The sequence below is a fragment of the Herbaspirillum sp. NPDC087042 genome, from assembly GCF_044745245.1.
In the GTDB taxonomy this organism is placed as follows: Bacteria; Pseudomonadota; Gammaproteobacteria; order Burkholderiales; family Burkholderiaceae_D; genus Herbaspirillum.
Map to the genome: position 1 here is coordinate 197,305 of NZ_JBIUZW010000003.1, position 19,841 is coordinate 217,145.

The window sequence follows — 19,841 nt, forward strand, 5'->3', positions numbered from 1 at the left end:
ACCTGCATCAAACTTGGACGCTGTCGCTATCTTTGCATCGCCGGCGGCACGCCTATAATGGCGGGCATGAACAAACTTGACCTGCTCGGCGGCCTCACGCCCGCCCAATTCCTGCGTGATTACTGGCACAAGAAACCCCTGCTCATCCGTGGCGCCATCCCCGGCTTCCAGGCGCCGTTGCCGCGCCAGGAACTGTTCGACCTGGCCCGCCGCGAGGACGTCGAGTCGCGCCTGATCACCCATCGCGACGATGGCTGGGACATGCAACACGGCCCCTTCAACAAGTTGCCCAGCCTCAAGCAGCAGGCCTGGACCCTGCTGGTGCAAGGCGTGAACCTGCACCATCCGCTCGCCGATGCGCTGCTGCGCCAGTTCCGCTTCGTGCCCGATGCACGCCTGGACGACCTGATGATCAGCTATGCCACCGATGGCGGCGGCGTCGGCCCGCACTTCGATTCCTATGACGTGTTCCTGCTGCAGGCCCATGGCCAGCGCCGCTGGCGCATCAGCGCGCAGGACAACCTGACGCTGGAAGAAGGCGTGCCGCTGAAGATCCTCAGCCACTTCCAGGCCGAGGAAGAATACATCCTGGAACCCGGCGACATGCTCTACCTGCCGCCGCACTACGCCCATGACGGCGTGGCCGTGGGTGAATGCATGACCTATTCGATCGGTTTCCGCGCGCCGGCCTTCCAGGAACTGGGCGAGTCCTTCCTCGAATTCATGATGGACACCATCGACCTGCCCGGTATTTATGCCGACCCCGACCTCAAGACCAGCGCCAAGCCTGCCGAATTGCAACTCGACATGGTCAAGCGCGTGCGCGACGAGCTCAACAAGATCCGCTTCACCGACGACGACATCACCATCTTCCTCGGGCAACACATGTCGGAGCCCAAACCCAGCGTCTTCTTCGAGCCGCCGGCCCAGGAACTCTCATTTGCTCGCTTTTTCCAGGGGGCCAAGAAACGTGGCCTGGCGCTGCATCGCAAGACGCGCATGCTGTATCGCGGCTCGCACGTGTTCATCAATGGCGAATCGTTCCAGGTGGGACGCCAGGACAAGGCCATCCTGGCTCGCCTGGCCGACCAGCGCACACTGGCAAAAACCGACTTCGACCAGGCCTCGGAAGACCTGCTGGAAGCCCTCCATCAATGGCATGAAAGTGGCTGGCTCGAATTTGTTTGAGAATGCTTCGAATTTAATGAAGAAGCATCTCGAAATTACTTTAAAAAAATCCGCAAACCTGCATGAACAAAGGCCTCTCGGAGGTATTGACTTAATTGTAAGAACTTACAAATTCTTACGAAAAAGTTCGATTGCGGTGTGATTTCGGAAAAAAATAGCTATAATGATGGGCTGGAAAGTTTTCGTTGTCCGGTGATGTTTCGGCAGCAAAAAAGAAGCAAGAACCGAAGCCCGACCGTGAGGTCTAGCCAACGGCGAAAGCCTCCTGTAGAGCGATAATTACCGGTAATTATTCATCGCACAATTTTTAATACTGAAGGAATATTCATGAAAAAGACTCTGTTGATCGCTTCGTTGTTGGCTATCGCCCTGGCTGCTTGCGGCAAGAAGGAAGAACCGGCTGCTGCTCCGGCACCTGCTGCTGAAGCTCCTGCTGCTGCTCCCGCTGCTGACGCAAAGCCGGCTGACGCCGCTCCTGCTGCTGATGCTGCCAAGCCTGCTGACGCTGCTGCTCCGGCCGCTGACGCTGCCAAGCCTGCTGACGCTGCTGCTCCGGCTGCTGACGCTGCCAAGCCGGCTGAAGCCGCTCCGGCCAAGTAATCTTCGGATTATTTTCAAAAAACCGGTCTTCGGACCGGTTTTTTTTCGTCTGCGATTTCCCGGCCTGCTGATCCAGCGACTGACGGCTTGCTGACACCCCTGCCAAGGCCTTGAATCAGGTCGCCACGCGCTCAACGCGCACCCGCCAGTACCCTACCCCTGACAATGGACTGACACGTCGCTACGCGTTCGCAAGAGCTGGCGGCACGATGGACGCAACTCCGGGATAACACTTAGGGGAAAAGAGAAACAAATTGTTTCTGACGCAGCGCAACCAAGGCTGACAGAGTGCTGACCGGCTCGCCTTTTCTTTACACGTCCAGCCAGCCGAAACCTTCGGCCTGACAGGCGATACCGATTCCCTCGAAGCTCGCACCCAGCACACTTTCGAGCGCAGCGCGCGCCAGCTCCGGCGTATTGTTCTGCTGACTGAGATGGGCACCGACGACGCGCTTGAGGCGACTGCGATCGAGCATCTGCAGGATCTCGGCGCTGGCATCGTTGGCCAGGTGGCCATAGTCGCCGCCGATGCGGCGCTTCAGGAAAGCGGGATAAGGTGAGCGCTCCAGCATCTCACGATCGTGATTGCACTCCAGCAGCAAGGCGTCGCAGGCGCCCAGCGCCTGCACCAGGTGTGCCGTGGGCTGGCCGGCATCGGTCAACACACCCAGGCGGCGATCACCATCGCCGGCCACATACTGGATGGGCTCGCGGGCATCGTGGGGAACGGTGTAGGGAGAGAGTTCGAGATCGCCGATGGCGAGCTTCTGGCCATCGGCACAGAAATGCACATCGACATCACTGGCCTGGTCGGCCACTGCCTGCCAGGTGCCGTAACTGAGCCAGACCGGGATGCGGTAACGCCGCGCAAACTTGAAGACGCCATTGACGTGGTCGGAGTGTTCGTGGGTGACCACGATGGCCGACACATCGGAGGGATCCAGTCCCAGGCGCAGGATGCGCTTTTCCGCTTCGCGCAAAGTAAAGCCGCAGTCCAGCATCACGGTGGTCCCCGAGGAGGGACGCTGTGCGCCGGCTGCGGCCGAGATCAGCAGCGCGTTGCCTTCGCTGCCGCTACCGAGGCTCGCGAACTTCATCTGAGCCCCGGTACTTTCTTACTTCAGTTGATCGTTGAGCAAGCCGAGGATCTTGTCGGAGATACCGTCGGTATCTGCACCGCCCTCGCCGTTCTGCACCACGATGTTGCTGCTGTCGCTACCGGCACCCTTGACCACGATGCGGTACTTGGTCGCCTTCTTGTCCTTGTCCTTGGAGCTGAAGATACGCGAGAAGAAGCCATCGTCCTTCTTGTCCTTGGCATCCTGGTTCTGGTCGACGTAGCGCACGTAGTAGATGCCCTGGTTGCGGTCACGGTCTTCCACGGTGAAGCCCACGCGATCCAGTGCCAGGCCGACACGACGCCATGCGCGGTCGAAGCCTTCATCCACTTGCACGCTGGCGCCGGCTGCAGTCTTCTGCAGGCGCGAACGGGCCTGCAGCGACGGCGCATTGGCCACGGCTGCCTTGGCCTTGGTTTCTTCGGCACCCAGGCGCACCATCAGGCGCGACAGGAATTCGGCTTCCAGACCCGGATCGGAAGGACGCGCGGTCCACACCGAGGTTTCCTTGGCAGAACCGGTCAGCACTTCCTCGGCGCCGCGATGGCTGATGAAGATCTCGGTGGTGCCGTTGGCGCCGCGTTCCAGACGGGTGCGGAACTTGTCGCGCTCGCCGGTCGAATAGAGCGAGTCGAAGACCTTGCCCAGGGTGTTGCGGATGAAGTCCTGCGGAATCTTGGCGCGGTTCTCGGCCCAGTCGGTTTCCATCACGCCGGTGTCGGGCGACTCGATGTTGATCAGGAAACCGCTGTCCTGCCAGAAGTCCTTGATCTGCGGCCACAGCGCCTCGGGCGTCTGCTTGACCACCAGCCAGCGTTGCGAACCATCGCGCTCGATGCGGATCTCGTCGCCCTTGGCGGTGGGTGCAACGGCAGTCACGTCGGTCGTCGGCTTGGTCTGCTGTTCCAGCTGGTAACCCGACGCAGTCGCCACGCCCTTGTTGGCCTCAGGGATGGCGTAACGATTGTCGCGCTGCAGCTGGGTCAGGTCGGGCGGCACTTCCAGGCGCGGGCCACGGGCCTTTTCTGCGCTCTTGTAATCGATACGGTCGCCTTCGAGCATGTTGCCGATGGACGAGCATCCTGCCAGTCCGGCCAGCGCCAGTGCGACGACGATGCTGCGTTGGGTAAGAGTGTACGCGGAGCGAACTACCGGACGAACGTTCTTGCTATTAGTCATATCGTTACTATTGAAAGCGGGATCGAATTTCAGGAGACCTGCGCCAAGGCGGCCAAGTCCGTTATTTTAATACACCCGACTCGCGCAAGGCCGCGCGCACGGTGTCGTGGTAGGCCGCCCCCAGCGGCGCCAGCGGCAGGCGCATGCCCGACGGGATCAGCCCCATTTCCAGCATGGCCCACTTCAGCGGCACCGGATTGGGTTCGACGAAGAGCTTGTTATGCAGCGGCAGCAGCTTGTTGTTCAGTTCGACGGCACGCGCGATGTTGCCGCCCATGGCTGCCACGCACAGCTCGTGCATGTCGCGCGGGGCCACGTTGGCGGTGACCGAGATATTGCCGGCGCCGCCGTACAGCATCAGGGCGATGGCGGTGGCGTCGTCACCCGAATAGACGGCGAAGCTCTTGGGGGCCAGGCGGATCAGGTCGGTACCACGGGCGATGTTGCCGGTGGCATCCTTGACGCCGACGATGCCCTTGACCTCTGCCAGACGCAGGATGGTCTCGTTGCTCATGTCGGCCACGGTACGACCGGGCACGTTGTACAGGATCACCGGAAGATCAACCGACTCGGCGATCTTCTTGAAGTGCAGGTACATGCCTTCCTGGGTCGGACGATTGTAGTACGGCACCACCTGCAGCGACGCGTCGGCGCCGACCTTCTTGGCGAACTCGGTCAGTTCGATCGCCTCGGCGGTGGAGTTGCCACCGGTGCCGGCGATGATGGGGATGCGCTTGGCCGTATGCTCGACTGCGACCTTGATCAGTTCGCAGTGTTCTTCCATCGAGACGGTGGGCGATTCGCCGGTGGTGCCGACGATGACGATGCTGTCGGTTCCCTCGGCGATATGCCAGTCGATCAGCTTGCGCAGGCCGTCGAAGTCGAGGCTGCCGTCCGGATGCATGGGAGTGACGATTGCAACAATGCTACCCTTGATCATGGTGTGCGTGCTTTAGGTGATGGTTCAAGATAAAGGAACGATTGTAGCGGATACCTGCCTCAACCGGTCAATTTGCCGTTCATACAGATGAAAGCGGACGTAAAAAAACGGTACCGGGACGGTGCCATCCGGCATGCCGCCCGCCTCCCCGTATCGCGTCAATACCCCAGCCCCATGGCTTCGCGCACGTCGCGCATGGTTTCCTGGGCCAGCTTGCGGGCCTTTTCGCAGCCATCGGCGACGATCGCGCGCACCAGCGAAGGATCATCCAGATAAGGCTGGGCCCGTTCCAGCATGGGTTGCTGTTCTTGCAAGATGGCATCGATCACCGGCTGCTTGCATTCCAGGCAACCGATACCGGCCGAACGGCAGCCCTTGGCGGCCCATTCCTTCACGTCCGGCGTCGAATACACCTGGTGGAATTGCCAGACCGGGCACTTCTCCGGATCGCCCGCGTCGCTGCGGCGCACGCGCTGCGGGTCGGTGGGCATAGTCTTGATCTTCTTGGTGACCGTTTCCTTGTCTTCGCGCAGGGCGATGGCATTGCCATAGCTCTTGGACATCTTGGCGCCATCCAGGCCGGGCAGGCGCGAAGCTTCGGTCAGCATGGCCTGCGGCTCGGTGAGGATCAGCTTGCGGCTGCCTTCCAGATAGCCGAACAGGCGCTCGCGATCGATCATCGACAGGTTCTGGGCATCGTCCAGCATGGCCTTGGCCTGCTCCAGGGCTTCGTCGTCGCCCTTCTCCTGGAATTGCGTGCGCAGCTCCAGGTACAGCTTGGCGCGCTTGCTGCCCAGCTTCTTGGTGGCCGCCAGCGCCTTTTCCTCGAAACCCTTTTCCTTGCCGTAGAGGTGGTTAAAGCGGCGCGCGATCTCGCGCATGATCTCGATGTGCGGCACCTGGTCTTCGCCCACCGGCACCTGGCTGGCGCGGTAGATCAGCACATCGGCGGCCTGCAGCAGCGGATAGCCGAGGAAACCGTAGGTCGCCAGGTCGCGATCGGAGAGCTTTTCCTGCTGATCCTTGTAGGTCGGTACGCGCTCCAGCCAGCCCAGCGGCGTGGCCATGGACAGCAGCAGGTGCAGCTCCGCATGCTCGGGCACGCGCGACTGGATGAACAGGGTCGATTGCGCGGGATCGACGCCCGCCGCCAGCCAGTCGATCACCATTTCCCAGGTGCTGGTCTCGATGACGGAGGGATCGTCGTAGTGAGTCGTCAGGGCATGCCAGTCGGCCACGAAGAACAGGCAGGGCAACTCGGATTGCAGCTTGACCCAGTTCTTCAGGGCCCCGTGGTAGTGGCCCAGGTGCAGCGCGCCCGTGGGGCGCATGCCGGAGACGACGCGGTCAGGATACATGGCGGTAGGCTTTTCTTGTGTGGGGTCGGGGTGTCACCGTGCGGTCTTTCTTCAATGGAACAGCAAGGTGATCGGAAAGGTAATCAGTTGCAGCAGCTGGCTGGCGATGTACATCACCGGCGCCATCCACCAGGTGTAGATCACCTTGAGCAGCACCAGCGCCATGACGATGAAGAAGCCATAGGGCTCGATCTGCGCAAATTTATACGCATATTTGTGCGGCAACAAGCTGATGAGAATACGGCCGCCGTCCAGCGGCGGGATCGGGAACAGGTTGAAGGCGAACATGACCAGATTGGTCAGCACACCCGCCTTGGCCATGAGCATGAAGAATTCTTCCTGGACACCGCCCAGGGCCAGGGCATAGATCGCCAGCGTCCACAGCAGGGCCATGAAGAAATTGGCGGCCGGACCGGCCAGCGACACCCAGGCCATGTCGCGCTTGGGCTTGCGCAGCTGGCCGAAATTGATCGGCACCGGCTTGGCATAGCCGAACAGGAAGGCGCCACCGGTGGCGAAGTACAGCAGGACGGGAATGAGGAGGGTGCCGAAGGGATCGATGTGCTTGATGGGGTTCAGGCTCATGCGGCCCATCGAATAGGCGGTGTTGTCGCCGAAAAACTTGGCTGCATAGGCATGGGCGGCCTCGTGCAGGGTGATGGCGAAGAGCACGGGCAGCGCGTAGACCGCGACAGTCTGGATGAGATCGTTCATGGGCGGGGATTTTATCAGAGGAGCAACATCGCCCCGGGGAATTCGCTCGCAGCCATCCTTTTCGACGGCGGCGAGCCGCTCAGGCAGCCTGCAAGCCGAAGATGCTGGCGTCTCCCCTGCCCTGGCGTACCAGTACCGGCTCGTCTTCGTCGGTCAGGTCGATGACGGTGGTCGGCTCCAGGCGACAGGCGCCGCTGTCGATGACCAGCTCGATCTGCTTTTCGAGGTGGTTGCGGATGTCCTCGGCATGGGTCAGGGGCAATTCCTCGTCCGGCAGGATCAGCGTGGTCCCCAGGAGTGGCTGGCCCAGCTCTTCCAGCAGCATGTGGGCGATACGGTTTTCCGGCACGCGCAGGCCGATGGTCTTTCGCGAGGGATGCGAGAGGCGGCGTGGCACTTCCTTGGTGGCTTCCAGGATGAAGGTATAGGCGCCGGGCGTGGCGGCCTTGAGCAGGCGGTACTGGCGGTTGTCGACCTTGGCATACTGGGCGATCTCGGAGAGGTCGCGGCACAGCAGGGTCAGATGGTGCTTCTCGTCCACGCCGCGGATGCGACGCACGCGCTCTACCGCCTCCTTGTTATCGAGCTGGCAGACCAGCGCATAGCAGGAGTCGGTGGGCAGGGCCACCAGGCCGCCCTTGTGGATGATCTGCGCGGCTTGCTTGATCAGGCGCAGTTGCGGGTTGTCGGGGTGGATCTCGAAAAACTGGCTCATGACATCGTTTCCAAAAATCAGATTCCTGAAAGCACAACGGCGGTGTTGCCACCGCCGCTGTTGTAGTTGTGGCCTTGCCGGCCTAGCGCTGGCCGCGCAGGGCGGCGATACGCTGTTCCAGCGGCGGGTGCGTGGAGAACAGCGCCATGAAGCCGGGCTTGTCGCTGATGCCCAGCGCCGCCATGCCCTGCGGCAGGCTTTCCGGCGTAAAACCGCCCAGGCGCGCCAGTGCATTGATCATCGGCTGCGGACCACCCAGCAGGCGGGCCGAACCGGCGTCGGCGCGGAACTCGCGATGGCGCGAGAACCAGGCCACGATCATCGAGGCACCGATGCCGAAGACGATCTGGCAGACCAGCACGGTCACGGTATAACCGATGCCCGGGCCGGAATCGTTACTGTTGCGGCGCAGGGCCGAATCGACGAAGAAACCGACCACGCGCGAGAGGAACACCACGAAGGTATTCACCACGCCCTGGATCAGCGTCATGGTCACCATGTCGCCATTGGCGATGTGCGCCACCTCGTGGCCCAGCACCGCCTCCACTTCATCCTGCGTCATGCCCTGCAGCAGGCCGGTGGAGACCGCCACCAGCGCCGAATCCTTGAAGGCGCCCGTGGCGAAGGCATTCGGATCGCCTTCATAGACGGCCACCTCGGGCATGCCGATGCCGGCACGCTGGGCCAGCTTGCCGACGGTCTGCAACAGCCAGGCCTCGGTACCGTTCATGGGCGTGTCGATCACGCGCGCGCCGGTAGACCACTTGGCCATGCTCTTGCTCATCAGCAAGGAGATAATCGATCCGGTGAAGCCGACCACCAGCGAAAACACCAGCAGCATCGGCAGGTTCAGGCCGGAGCGGGTCAGGAAGCGGTCTACGCCCAGCAGCGACAAGATGACGCTCATCACGACCAGCACGGCGATATTGGTCGCAATAAACAGCAAGATGCGTTTCATGGGGAAAACTCCTATCGGAAAAGTGGTTATTAGATAGGAATCCTGCCCCGGAAATCAAGGGTGGGCAGCTGTTTGCGGAGTGCTTCTCTTTTACCTCTGATCTTTACAGGCCCCAGTCATGCCACACCGGCTTGACCCCGGCCGGCAGCGGCGGCAGCGTACCCAGGTCGATACGGGACTCCCCTGGCCCGTGGAAGTCCGAACCCATCGAGCCCAGGAAGCCATAGCGGCGCGCCACCTGGGCGTATTCCTGATACTGCTCCGGGGTATGGCTGCCGGTATTGACCTCGATGGCTGCGCCACCGAGCTGCTTGAATTCATCGAACAAGGCGCCGAACTGGGTCTCGCTGTACTTGTAGCGGCCCGGGTGGGCGATCACCGCCACCCCGCCAGCGCTGCGGATCCACTGCACCGACTCGGCCAGCGTGGCCCAGCGGTGCGGTACGTAGCCCGGCTTGCCCTCGGTCAGGTACTTGGCGAAGACTTCCTTGGTGTCGCAGCAATGGCCGCATTCGACCATGTAGCGGGCAAAGTGGGTACGCGAGATGAGATCGGGATTGCCCACATGCTTCAACGCGCCCTCGTAGGCGCCACAGATACCGGACTTCTCCAGTTCCTCGGCGATCTCGCGGGCACGACGCTCGCGGCCGTTGCGGGTGGCCTCCAGGCCATCGACCAGGGTGCGATCGTTTTCATCGATGCGCAGGCCGACGATGTGGACCGTCTGGCCGGCCCAGGTCACCGAGATCTCGACCCCGCCCACATGCACCATCCCCAATGCGCGCGCGGCGTCACGCGCCCGTGCTACGCCACCCACCTCATCGTGGTCGGTCAGGGCCCAGACGCCCACGCCATTGGCCTTGGCGCGCGCGGCCACCTGCTCGGGCGGCAACAGGCCGTCAGAGACATTGGAGTGGCAATGCAGATCGAACTTGAGCTCAGACATAGACGATGACGATGCGCGGTGACTCGGGCCGGTCGCTTGTGGCTGCCGCCGATCAGGGGGTGCAGGATGGTTGTGAATGCTTCTATTTTACGCTGTTCGCCCCCACCCCGCACGTCGCGCCGGACTTCCGGCGCGACGTCAGGCCGGCAGTTGCAGGAAGGTCTCGATCAGGCGAGCCAGTTGCTCCGGCTGGTCATGGTGCAGCATGTGGCCGGCGTCGTCGATCATCTCCACCTGGGTGCGCGGGATGCAGGCGATGCGACGGTCGATCTCCTCGCGCTTGAGCGTGGCCGGGCCGAAGAAGCGCCAGATATCGCTATTGGTGGCCTCGATCCACAGCACCGGCGCGGTGATGCGGCTCCAGCACGCCATCATCTCGTCGACCCGGTACAGGATGGGGCTGACCTGCTTGTGCGCCGGATCGCCCAGGATCTGCCACAGGCCGCTCTCGTCCTGCTGCGACCAGTGTTGCGCCAGGAAGGCGGCGCGCTCGTCGGAGAGGCGCGCATTGTTCTTCTGCAGCCGGGCGGCGACTTCGTCCACGCTGTCGTAACCGCGCATGAGCGGGCGGTTCTTGATCTCGTCCATCCATTGCACGAAGCGCCCCGGCGCCTGCTCGGCCTTGGCCGGCGGCAGGCCCAGCCCTTCCAGGTTGACCAGGCGGCGGATGCGCTGCGGCCGCAAGCCGGCATACAGGGTCACGACATTGCCGCCCATGCTGTGGCCCAGCAGGTTGATGGCTTCATCACCGGCATAGTGGTCGAGGATGGCATCGAGGTCGGCCAGGTAGTCGGGGAACCAGTAGGCATCGCCATGGCCGCGCTCGGTCTGGCCAAAACCGCGCCAGTCGGGCGCGATCACGTGCCACTCCTGCTGGAGTGCATCCACCATGAACTGGAAGGACGCCGACATATCCATCCAGCCATGCATCATGAACAGCTTGGGCGCGGCCGGGTCGCCCCAGTGGCGGATGTGGTAGCGCAGGCCGCGCACCGGCAGGAATTCGGATCGGGATGGCTTGATGGCGATGTTCTGGCGCATATCGTTCTCTGTGTTCTCTTTATGCTCGTTGGCGTCTGTTGCGGTCTGGCTGCCCCGGGTGGATCGGGCAGCGATCAAGCAGCAGAGTATAGACAAAAGAGAACGATCGTGCGCGAAGCCCTTCTCATCGGGGCCGGCGTCACGACAGGAATCGCCCCAGATCGAAGGTCGAAGCATGCCCGATCTGGGCATAGTTCTGCTCCAGCCACTCGGAGGCGCGCTCGCGCCCCTGCTGGAACAGGCTGCCGATGAAACTGGCCTGGGTATTGAGCTTGGAGAGATTGGTCAACTGCTCCATGAGCTCGTTGGCATCGATCATGTGGACGTTGAGCTGGCGCAGCCGGCGCTCCAGCGAACCGAAGGCCAGCGTGGAATTCTCGGCCTCGCGCTTGGCCAGGGCCAGGGCACTCAGTTCGGTGAAGAAGGCCGAGCTGAAGCTGATCTCCGAGAGCCGCTGGCCGATGTCATGACTGGTCGTGGGGGTGCCGGCGCGCCGGCTGGGATGCAGCAGCACCACCATCACGTCACGCGCGGAACAGGCATGCAAGAGCGGGAAGATCGGCGGATTGGCCGTCAGGCCGCCATCCCAGTAGGCTTCGCCATCGATCTCGATGGGCCGGTGCAGCGAGGGCAGGCAGGCCGAGGCCAGCAGCACTTCCACCGACAGGTCGGCATTGCGGAAGATCTTCAGCGTGCCGGTACTGACCTGGGTGGCGGCGATGAAGAGCTTGAGCTCGCGCTGGCCACGCAGGCGCTCGAAATCGACCTGCTCCAGCAGGATGTCGCGCAGCGGGTTGATATCCAGCGGGTTCAACTGCGTCGGCGAAAAGAAGCGCGTCATCGCCAGCAAGGCCTGCATGCCCGGCGAGGGCGCAGGATTGGAGATGACTGCCGGCGCCGCATCGGTGTTGATGTAGTCCAGCGGCGCCCCGGTGGACAGGCTGGTCCAGAAACGCTCCAGCGCAGCACGGGCACCATCGCGCCCATCCTGCACGTAGCCCTGTGCCATCACGGCGGCATTCATGGCCCCGGCCGAGGCGCCGCTGATACCTTCCAGTCCCAGGCGACCATCTTCCAGCAGGCGATCCAGCACGCCCCAGGTGAAGGCGCCGTGCGAGCCACCGCCCTGCAGGGCGAGACTGACAATCTTGTTGGTTGACATGATGTCCTTTTCAGCGGTGCAATCAGCGCGGCCCGGACGGCCCGCCGGCGTGTCATGCTTGCGTCACCACATAAGCTTATGCTGCACTGCACGATCATGGTATAACAGGAGCACGGCTTGATAAAGTGGCTGCTTGCCGACGAGCCCGCATCAACGCCCGGCCATTGTAACGACGTAACGACGTAACGATGTAACGACGAACACTGCAGAGGACACATGAAATCGATTTGCGTATATTGCGGCTCTTCCCCCGGGGCGTCCCCGGCCTATGCCGAGGCCGCGCGCCAGCTGGCGCAGGAAATGGTGAAGAACAACATCGCCCTGGTCTATGGCGGCGGCAACGTCGGCCTCATGGGCATCATCGCCAGCGAGGTCATGCGACTGGGTGGCGAAGCCACCGGTGTCATCCCCAAGGCCCTGCTGGACAAGGAACTGGGCCACAACGGCCTGACCCGCCTGCACATCGTCAAGGACATGCATGAACGCAAGGCCATGATGGCCGAGCTCTCGGACGGTTTCGTGGCCATGCCCGGTGGCATGGGCACGCTGGAGGAATTGTTCGAGGTGCTGACCTGGGCCCAGCTGGGCTTCCACTACAAGCCCATCAGCCTGTACAACGTGGAAGGTTTCTACAACAACCTGATCGCCTTCGTCGACCATCTGGTCTCGCAGCGCTTCGTCAGCAGCGACCAGTCGGGACTGATGATGCATGAAGCCGATCCGGTGCGCCTGATCGAGCGCTTCAAGAGCTTCCAGCCGACTTACAAGACCAAATGGGCCGACCGCGAGGCGGTGGCCAACCTGGTGCCCTGAGTCCGCGCTTTCACTGGCTCACCTGTGACAACGCCCGTCCCTCTTGCGAGGTGACGGGCGTTGTCATTTCAGCCTAAGCAAGCCGTATCAGGCATCCAGCGCCTGGCGGAAGTCGGCCACCAGGTCATCGGTATCTTCCAGCCCCACCGAGACGCGGATGAGCGACTCGGCAATGCCCATGCTGGCACGACGCTCGGCCCCCATCTCGTAGAAGATGGTGTGCGCCACCGGGATCACCAGCGTGCGGGTGTCGCCCAGGTTGCTGGCCGGGATCGCCAGCTGCATACGATTGAGATAGTCGAAGCAATCGATGCCGTCCTTGAGTTCGAAGGAAAGCAGGCTGCCGAAGGAGCGGAACAATTCCTTGGACAAGGCGTGCTGGGGGTGCGATTCCAGCCCCGGGTAATACACGGCCGCCACGCGCTCATCGGCTTCCAGCATCTGCGCCACGGCCAGGGCGTTCTTGCATTCGCGCTCCTGGCGCAAGGCCATGGTCTCGGCACCGACGGCGATGTGATGCGCCGCTTCCGGCCCCAGCGAGGCACCGAAGTCGCGCAGCGCCTTGGCGCGGATCTGCGCCATGCCCCACTGCGGGGCCGGGTTCTTCTTGTAGTTGTCGGCGATGTGCGGATAGCGTGTCCAGTCGTATTCGCCAGTATCGGTCAGCGCGCCACCCAGCGCATTGCCGTGGCCGCCGATGGACTTGGTCAGCGAGTTCACGACCAGGCCTGCACCCACGGCCTTGGGGCGGAACAGGTAAGGCGAGGTCATGGTGTTGTCCACCACGTAGAGGATGCCGCGCTCGCGGCACAGGTCGCCGATGCGCTTGAGGTCCGCGACCTGGGTACGCGGATTGGCGATGGTCTCGACGAACACCAGGCGCGTCTCGGGCGTGATTGCCGCTTCGATGTTCTTCACATCGGTGGCATCCACCATGGAGACCTTGGCCCCCTGGGCATTGACGGTCATCCACAGGCTATTGGTATTGCCGAACAGGAAGGCCGAGGACACCACATGGTCGCCCTCGCGCAGCAGGCCCTGGACGATGGCGCCGATGGCGGCCATGCCGGTGGCGAAGCAGATGGTGGACTTGCCGTCTTCCATCTTGGTGATCTTGTCTTCCAGCGCCGACACGGTCGGGTTGCCCTGGCGACCATAGCGATAGCCCGGCTGCTTGCCCTGGAAGACTTCGGCCAGCTGGCGCGCGTCTTCATAGCCAAAGGTCACCGAGGTGTGGATGGGCTTGTGCAGCGAGCCATGTTCGATGCCCTTCTGGCGGTCGCTGTGGAGGATGGTGGTGGTAAAGCCGTAGGTCTTTTTATCGTTCATCGCGTCATCGGAAATACAGGGTGAGCGGCACAGGCAAGCGCAGGGCCAAAGACAAAATGATAAGCCAGTTTGCCTTTGGCTGCGCGCCAAAGAAAAACGCCGGCGCCGCAGAAGCGGCCACCGGCGTGCTGTTCAAGCCTCTGGAACAGCGCGGATCAATCCACGCGGGCCAGGTTCAGGTTCAGCTGCGAACGCACCGCATCTTCCAGTGCCGGCTTGGGATTCTTGCGGGCATATTCGATGCGGTCCAGGTATTCCTGGGTGATGTCGCCGGTGATGTAGTGACCATCGAAGCAGGATGCCTCGAAGTTGCGCAGGGCCGGATTGGAGTCGGCAATGGCGCGCTTCATCGCTTCGACGTCCTGGTAGACCAGGAAGTCGGCGGTGATCTCGCGGCACACTTCCTCTTCGCTGCGGCCGAAGGCGATCAGCTCGTCGCGGGTCGGCATGTCGATACCGTAGACGTTGGGGAACTTCACCGGCGGCGCAGCCGAAGCGAAGATCACGCTCTTGGCACCGGACTCGCGCGCCATCTGCACGATTTCGCGGCTGGTGGTGCCGCGCACGATGGAGTCATCCACCAGCAGCACGTTCTTGCCCTTGAATTCGCTGCCGATGGCATTGAGCTTCTGGCGCACCGACTTCTTGCGCAGCGCCTGGCCCGGCATGATGAAGGTGCGGCCGATGTAGCGGTTCTTGATGAAGCCTTCGCGGTACTCGATGCCCAGCTTCAGTGCCAGTTCCATGGCAGCCGGACGCGAGGAATCGGGGATCGGCATGACCACGTCGATCTCGCCATGCTTGAACTGCTTGCGGATCTTCTCGGCCAGGAACTCGCCCATCTTCAGGCGGGCACCGTAGACCGAGGCGCCGTCGATGATGGAGTCCGGACGGGCCAGGTAGACGTATTCGAAGGCGCAGGGGTTCAGCGACGGATTCTCGGCGCATTGCTGGTTGTACAGCTTGCCGTCGTTGTCGATGAAGATCGCTTCACCCGGGTTGACGTCGCGCAGGAAGCGGAAGCCCATGCCTTCCAGGGCCACCGATTCGCTGGCCATCATGTATTCGATGCCCTTGTCGCTCTCGTTGAAGCCCAGGCACATCGGACGGATGCCGTACGGATCGCGGAAGCCCAAGAGACCATAGCCGGCGATCTGCGCCACCACGGCGTAGGAGCCGCGCACGCGCTTGTGCACCATGGAGACGGCGTTGAAAAGCTCCGCCGGGTCCAGCGTGTAGCCGGTGGTGGCTTGAGGGGTCTCGTGGGCCGCACGTTCAACAGCACTTCGGTATCGGAATCGGTGTTGATGTGGCGGCGATCGTTCTTGAACATCTCGATCTTCAACTGTTCCGCATTGGTCAGGTTGCCGTTGTGCGCCAGGATGATGCCGAAGGGAGCATTGACGTAGAACGGCTGAGCCTCTTCTTCCGAGGAAGAGCTGCCGGCGGTCGGGTAACGCACCTGGCCGATGCCGGTATTGCCGGGCAGCGAACGCATGTTGCGGGTACGGAACACGTCGCGCACCAGGCCATTGGCCTTGTGCATCGAGAAGCCGTTGCTGTGGTTGGTTGCAATGCCCGCTGCATCCTGGCCGCGGTGCTGCAGCAGCAGCAGCGCGTCATACAGCATCTGGTTGACGGGGCTATGAGAGACGATACCGACGATGCCACACATGGTGGACTCCTAACGAAAAACGAAAACGAAAATGAACACTACCGCCACCGCCGCCAACCTGCCCCGCCACGGGGCCTGGCATCAGACAGGGGTGGAAAAACTCACATGCTCGGCCAGCTTGCCCGGCAAATACGGCATCACGGTCTCGGCCGCCTGCTCAACCCAGGGGCTGAACCTGGCTTCCTTCCAGAAGGGCTGCTGCGGAATCGACGTCGTACCGCACAACAGCGCCACCGCGACCACCAGCAGGACGCCACGCGCCACGCCGAAAATGCTGCCCAGTCCACGATCGACCAGCGTCAGGCCGCTGGCCTTGATCAATTCGCTCAAGGTCCTGGCCACCAGCGCCATCAACAGGCGCGTACCGATGAACAGGGCAATGAAGGCCACGATAAGACGGGTCAGCTCGCCCGGGATCATCTCCGGCAGCATCGTCGCCAGCGCCTCACCGTAGGTATTGGCGACGATCAGCGCCACCACCCACCCCGCCAGCGACAAGACCTCGCGTACCAAGCCGCGCAGGGTGCCGATAATCACGGAACATCCCAGGATCAGCAGCACCAGGTAGTCAAATATCGTCACGATGCCAACAATATGCGGCTATCTGTAGCCAAATTCAAGCAGGAACAACAGTGGCATTCAGGCCCAGCTTCTTGATTCGCCCGCCCATGCGCTCTGCTTCCTCGCGGCTGGCGAAGGGACCGACGCGGATGCGCGTGCGGTCGCCGGCCTGGGTAGCGATCTTTTGCGTAAAGGAGTGAATGCCAGCAGCGCTGAGCTTGTTGCGTAATTCGTTGACCTTGTCCTGGGTCGCCAGGGCAGCCACCTGGATGACAAACTTGCCACCGGCGGCGGCCGGCTTCTTCTCGGCGGGCTTGCCTTCCAGGATCGCCATGGCGCGGGCAGAGTCGTCGCTGGCAGCGGGCGCAGCCGGCGTTGCAGGCGCGGCCTTGGGCTTGGCGGCTTCCTTCTTCGGCTCTTCCTTGTGTTCGGCGACGGCGGGTTTCTTCTCTTCGACCTTGGGAGCGGGCTTTTCAGCCGGCTTCTCGACCACCTTGGGCGGCGCCACGGCGGCCACCGGCGGCGGCGCCGGCTGGGCAGCGGCTGCCGGGCTGGCGCTGGCAGGCTCGGGCGCGATGCTGGCCGGTTCGACGATCTCTTCCTTCTGGTCCAGGGTCGACGCTGCCGAGGCCTGCTTGGGGTCGGTCGCGGCCGGCTGGGCCGCAGCCGAAGCCGGCTGGTCCTTGGACGGGATCTGGATGGCGATATCCTCGTTGAGCGGCTTGGGCTCGGAATCCAGGATCATCGGCAGTACGATCACCACGGCCAGCGCCAGCGCCACCGCACCGATGAGGCGACGACGGGCGCGTTTCTTCTCTGGCAACAGCGGATCGGCGCCAGCATCCTTGCCCGCCTTGCCACGGCCACCTGCGGCGCGGCCGGAGGTGTTGGCGGCGGCGCTGCTACGGCTGCTGCGGCTGCGTATGACGGAGGATTGCTCTTCGGAACGCGAACGGAAAGCGCCTTGGTCTGAAGCAGAGTCCTGCTTGTTTTTACGGAAAAGCGAGAACAAGCCCATGCGGAGTCGTCTTGAATTGATCTGAATGTCTTGAAAAACTGCCTGGCAAATCAGGTCCTGGCACCGCCGGGCGCTAGGCCTCCGGCTCCGGAATCGGGTTCGGAATCAGTGCAGACCGGGGCGGCGCGCCTGCATGACGCCAGCTACGGTGAGGAAAGATCCGAAAACCACAATTCTATCATTCTCCCCTGCTCTGCTCAGTGCATTTGCGTAGGCGGCGGCCGGCGTTTCGAAGGTCTCGATGCTGCGAGCCGCGTCCCGCCTGAATTCCGGCTCGACGCCGGCACCCAGCAGGACTTCCTTGAGCTGTTGCGCGCTGGCCGCGCGCGGCAGCGGCAGGTCGGTCAGGCACCAATGGTCGATCTTGTCCTTGAGGTGGCCGATGACGCCTTCAATATCCTTGTCCAGCATCGAGCCGAATACCGCATAGGTAAAGGGATGGAAGCCCATGTTGTCGAGGTTCTGGGCCAGCGTGGCGGCCGCATGGGGGTTGTGCGCCACGTCCAGGATCACCAGCGGTTGGCCCGGCAGGACCTGGAAGCGGCCTGGCAGCTCCACCGTGGCCAGGCCCGTGCGCACTTCCTGGGCGCCCACCGGCAGCACTTCGCGCAGGGCCTCCAGGGCGGCCAGGGCGGCCGAGGCGTTCAACAGCTGGTTGGCGCCGCGCAGGCTGGGATAGGCCAGCGAATTGCGGCGCATGCCGCGTCCGCCATAGGCCCACTGCTGCTTGTCGCCCTGATAGTTGAAGTCGCGCCCCATGAGCCACAGGTCGGCGCCGATCTTCTCGGCATGCTCGATCAGGGACTTGGGGGGCATGGGGTCGCCGCACACGGCCACCTTGCCGGGACGGAAGATGCCGGCCTTCTCGAAGCCGATCTCTTCACGTGTCTCGCCCAGGTATTCGGTATGGTCGATATCGATGCTGGTGACGATGGACACATCCGCATCGACCACGTTGACCGCATCCAGGCGCCCGCCCAGGCCGACTTCCAGGATCACCACGTCCAGCTTGGCATCGGCCAGCAGCTTCATGATGGCCAGGGTGGTGAACTCAAAGTAGGTCAGGGAGATATCGCCGCGCTGCGCTTCCACCGCCTCGAAAGCCGCTACCAGCTGGGCGTCGCTGGCCATGTCGCCGGACAGGCGAGCCCGCTCGTTGAAGTGCAGGAAATGCGGCTTGATGTACAGGCCCACACGATAGCCGGCGCGCAGCAGGATGGATTCCAGCATGGAGCAGGTCGAGCCCTTGCCGTTGGTGCCAGCCACCATGATGACAGGGCAGTCGAACTGCAGATCGAGCTTTTGCTTGACCTGCAGGACGCGGTCCAGCCCCATGTCGATCTGCTTGAAATGTCGCTGTTCCAGCAGGGCCAGCCATTCGTTGAGGGTGGCGGGGGTCGGGGAGGCTTGGGAAGTCATGGCGCGTCTCGGTCGGTAGTGCAACAGCTCGAAAAACGGAAAGCGGAAGTGAACGGCGAAAAAACAAGGCCCGGATTTGCATTCCTGCAAATCCGGGCCTGAAGTATAGCCGCTTATCAGGAAACCGTTTCGGCTGCCTGGTTTTGCAACAGGGCCAGCAGACGGGCGATTTCCTCGCGCATCTTGCGGCGGTCGACGATCATGTCGATGGCGCCCTTGGTGACCAGGAATTCGGCACGCTGGAAGCCTTCCGGCAGTTTCTCGCGCACCGTGTTCTCGATCACGCGCGGGCCGGCGAAGCCGATCAGCGCCTTCGGTTCGGCCATCACCACGTCGCCCATGAAGGCGAAGGAGGCCGACACACCACCCATGGTCGGGTCGGTCAGCACGCTGATGAAGGGCAGCTTCTTTTCCGACAGCTTGGTCAGCATGGCGGTGGTCTTGGCCATCTGCATCAGCGACAGCAGGCCTTCCTGCATGCGGGCGCCGCCGGTGGCGGTGATGCAGATGAAGGGAACCTTCTGTTCCAGCGCAGCCTGGGCGCCGCGCGCGAAGCGCTCACCCACCACCGAGCCCATGGAACCGCCCATGAATTCAAATTCGAAGCAGGCCACCACGACCGGCAGGGTCATGATCGCGCCACCCAGGACCACCATGGCATCGGTTTCGCCGGTGGATTCCATGGCGTCCTTGAGACGATCCGGGTACTTCTTGCTGTCCTTGAACTTCAGGGTGTCGACCGGCAGGGCTTCCTGGCCGATCTCATAGCGACCGCCTTCGTCGAGCAGAGCATCGAGACGAGCGCGGGCGCGGATGCGCATGTGGTGGCTACACTTGGGGCAGACGTGGAGGTTGGACTCCAGGTCGGTACGATACAGCACGGCCTCGCAGGAGGGGCACTTGACCCACAAACCTTCCGGGATGGCTTTGCGGCTGGTGGAGCCGCGTTGAATCTGGGGTGGCAGCAACTTCTCGAGCCAGCTCATAGATACCTCATAGATTTTTCCGGTGGCGCATTGTACCAGAGCCCGCCAGCGACGCACGTAAAGCGAGCTCAAGCTTTCCAGTCGGCAAGAAAAACCCGCCGAAAGCTTGTTTCTTATCAAA

General features: G+C 62.6%; 18 protein-coding genes and 1 pseudogene. 3 read left to right on the forward strand and 16 right to left on the reverse strand.

The features are described from left to right. The first annotated feature begins 66 nt into the window (after positions 1–66). Together ACIPHN_RS06580 and ACIPHN_RS06585 are read left to right on the forward strand one after the other, a co-directional pair. Complete coding sequence (locus ACIPHN_RS06580; protein WP_400434444.1) at positions 67–1,188, forward strand: JmjC domain-containing protein; 1,122 nt, start codon at positions 67–69, stop codon at positions 1,186–1,188. Between the two features lie 327 nt (positions 1,189–1,515). Further along, positions 1,516–1,788 (forward strand): hypothetical protein, encoded by a 273-nt coding sequence (locus ACIPHN_RS06585; RefSeq protein ID WP_400434446.1) that lies wholly within the window; start codon positions 1,516–1,518, stop codon positions 1,786–1,788. 311 nt (positions 1,789–2,099) lie between these two features. On the opposite strand, the gene ACIPHN_RS06590 is transcribed toward ACIPHN_RS06585, so the two are convergent. From ACIPHN_RS06590 to ACIPHN_RS06635, 10 genes are all read right to left on the reverse strand, one after another. Continuing rightward, positions 2,100–2,885, reverse strand: coding sequence for an MBL fold metallo-hydrolase (locus ACIPHN_RS06590; protein WP_400434448.1), 786 nt, complete (start codon positions 2,883–2,885; stop codon positions 2,100–2,102). Positions 2,886–2,903: 18 nt separating this feature from the next. Beyond that, positions 2,904–4,085, reverse strand: coding sequence for an outer membrane protein assembly factor BamC (gene bamC / locus ACIPHN_RS06595; RefSeq protein WP_400434450.1), 1,182 nt, complete (start codon positions 4,083–4,085; stop codon positions 2,904–2,906). A gap of 61 nt (positions 4,086–4,146) precedes the next feature. Continuing rightward, entirely contained in the window at positions 4,147–5,025 is an 879-nt protein-coding gene (gene dapA / locus ACIPHN_RS06600; protein WP_400434452.1) for a 4-hydroxy-tetrahydrodipicolinate synthase, read from the reverse strand. Between the two features lie 158 nt (positions 5,026–5,183). Beyond that, positions 5,184–6,383 (reverse strand): tryptophan--tRNA ligase, encoded by a 1,200-nt coding sequence (locus tag ACIPHN_RS06605; protein ID WP_400434454.1) that lies wholly within the window; start codon positions 6,381–6,383, stop codon positions 5,184–5,186. A 51-nt stretch (positions 6,384–6,434) separates the two neighbouring features. Continuing rightward, the gene (locus ACIPHN_RS06610; RefSeq protein WP_400434456.1) at positions 6,435–7,097 is read right to left on the reverse strand and encodes a site-2 protease family protein; all 663 of its coding nucleotides are present in this window, start codon (positions 7,095–7,097) and stop codon (positions 6,435–6,437) included. Positions 7,098–7,176: 79 nt separating this feature from the next. After that, positions 7,177–7,812, reverse strand: a complete 636-nt coding sequence (locus tag ACIPHN_RS06615; RefSeq protein ID WP_400434458.1) for an L-threonylcarbamoyladenylate synthase — start codon at positions 7,810–7,812, stop codon at positions 7,177–7,179. 82 nt (positions 7,813–7,894) lie between these two features. Next, a complete protein-coding gene (gene htpX, locus ACIPHN_RS06620; protein WP_400434460.1) occupies positions 7,895–8,770 on the reverse strand; it encodes a protease HtpX in 876 nt (291 codons plus the stop codon). Between the two features lie 103 nt (positions 8,771–8,873). Further along, a complete protein-coding gene (locus tag ACIPHN_RS06625; RefSeq protein WP_400434462.1) occupies positions 8,874–9,716 on the reverse strand; it encodes a 3',5'-nucleoside bisphosphate phosphatase in 843 nt (280 codons plus the stop codon). Positions 9,717–9,854: 138 nt separating this feature from the next. Further along, a complete protein-coding gene (locus ACIPHN_RS06630; RefSeq protein WP_400434464.1) occupies positions 9,855–10,757 on the reverse strand; it encodes an alpha/beta fold hydrolase in 903 nt (300 codons plus the stop codon). Positions 10,758–10,896: 139 nt separating this feature from the next. After that, on the reverse strand, positions 10,897–11,919 hold the full coding sequence (locus tag ACIPHN_RS06635) for a patatin-like phospholipase family protein (RefSeq protein ID WP_400434466.1): 1,023 nt from the start codon (positions 11,917–11,919) through the stop codon (positions 10,897–10,899). 216 nt (positions 11,920–12,135) lie between these two features. Here ACIPHN_RS06635 and ACIPHN_RS06640 point away from each other — a divergent pair, with 216 nt between their 5' ends. Further along, positions 12,136–12,732: a TIGR00730 family Rossman fold protein gene (locus tag ACIPHN_RS06640; protein WP_198984465.1), complete on the forward strand. Its 597-nt coding sequence runs from the start codon at positions 12,136–12,138 to the stop codon at positions 12,730–12,732. An 87-nt stretch (positions 12,733–12,819) separates the two neighbouring features. On the opposite strand, the gene ACIPHN_RS06645 is transcribed toward ACIPHN_RS06640, so the two are convergent. The 6 genes and pseudogenes from ACIPHN_RS06645 to accD all read right to left on the reverse strand — a co-directional run bounded on the left by ACIPHN_RS06645 (position 12,820) and on the right by accD (position 19,720). Further along, positions 12,820–14,061, reverse strand: coding sequence for a cystathionine gamma-synthase family protein (locus ACIPHN_RS06645; protein ID WP_400434468.1), 1,242 nt, complete (start codon positions 14,059–14,061; stop codon positions 12,820–12,822). A gap of 155 nt (positions 14,062–14,216) precedes the next feature. Continuing rightward, positions 14,217–15,736 (reverse strand): annotated as a pseudogene (gene purF / locus ACIPHN_RS06650) (amidophosphoribosyltransferase). Between the two features lie 81 nt (positions 15,737–15,817). Then, the gene (locus ACIPHN_RS06655) at positions 15,818–16,318 is read right to left on the reverse strand and encodes a CvpA family protein (RefSeq protein ID WP_400434470.1); all 501 of its coding nucleotides are present in this window, start codon (positions 16,316–16,318) and stop codon (positions 15,818–15,820) included. A gap of 34 nt (positions 16,319–16,352) precedes the next feature. Next, a complete protein-coding gene (locus ACIPHN_RS06660) occupies positions 16,353–17,315 on the reverse strand; it encodes an SPOR domain-containing protein (RefSeq protein WP_400434472.1) in 963 nt (320 codons plus the stop codon). A 105-nt stretch (positions 17,316–17,420) separates the two neighbouring features. Then, positions 17,421–18,734: a bifunctional tetrahydrofolate synthase/dihydrofolate synthase gene (gene folC / locus ACIPHN_RS06665; protein WP_400434474.1), complete on the reverse strand. Its 1,314-nt coding sequence runs from the start codon at positions 18,732–18,734 to the stop codon at positions 17,421–17,423. 116 nt (positions 18,735–18,850) lie between these two features. After that, on the reverse strand, positions 18,851–19,720 hold the full coding sequence (gene accD, locus ACIPHN_RS06670; RefSeq protein WP_400434476.1) for an acetyl-CoA carboxylase, carboxyltransferase subunit beta: 870 nt from the start codon (positions 19,718–19,720) through the stop codon (positions 18,851–18,853). Positions 19,721–19,841: the final 121 nt, after the last annotated feature.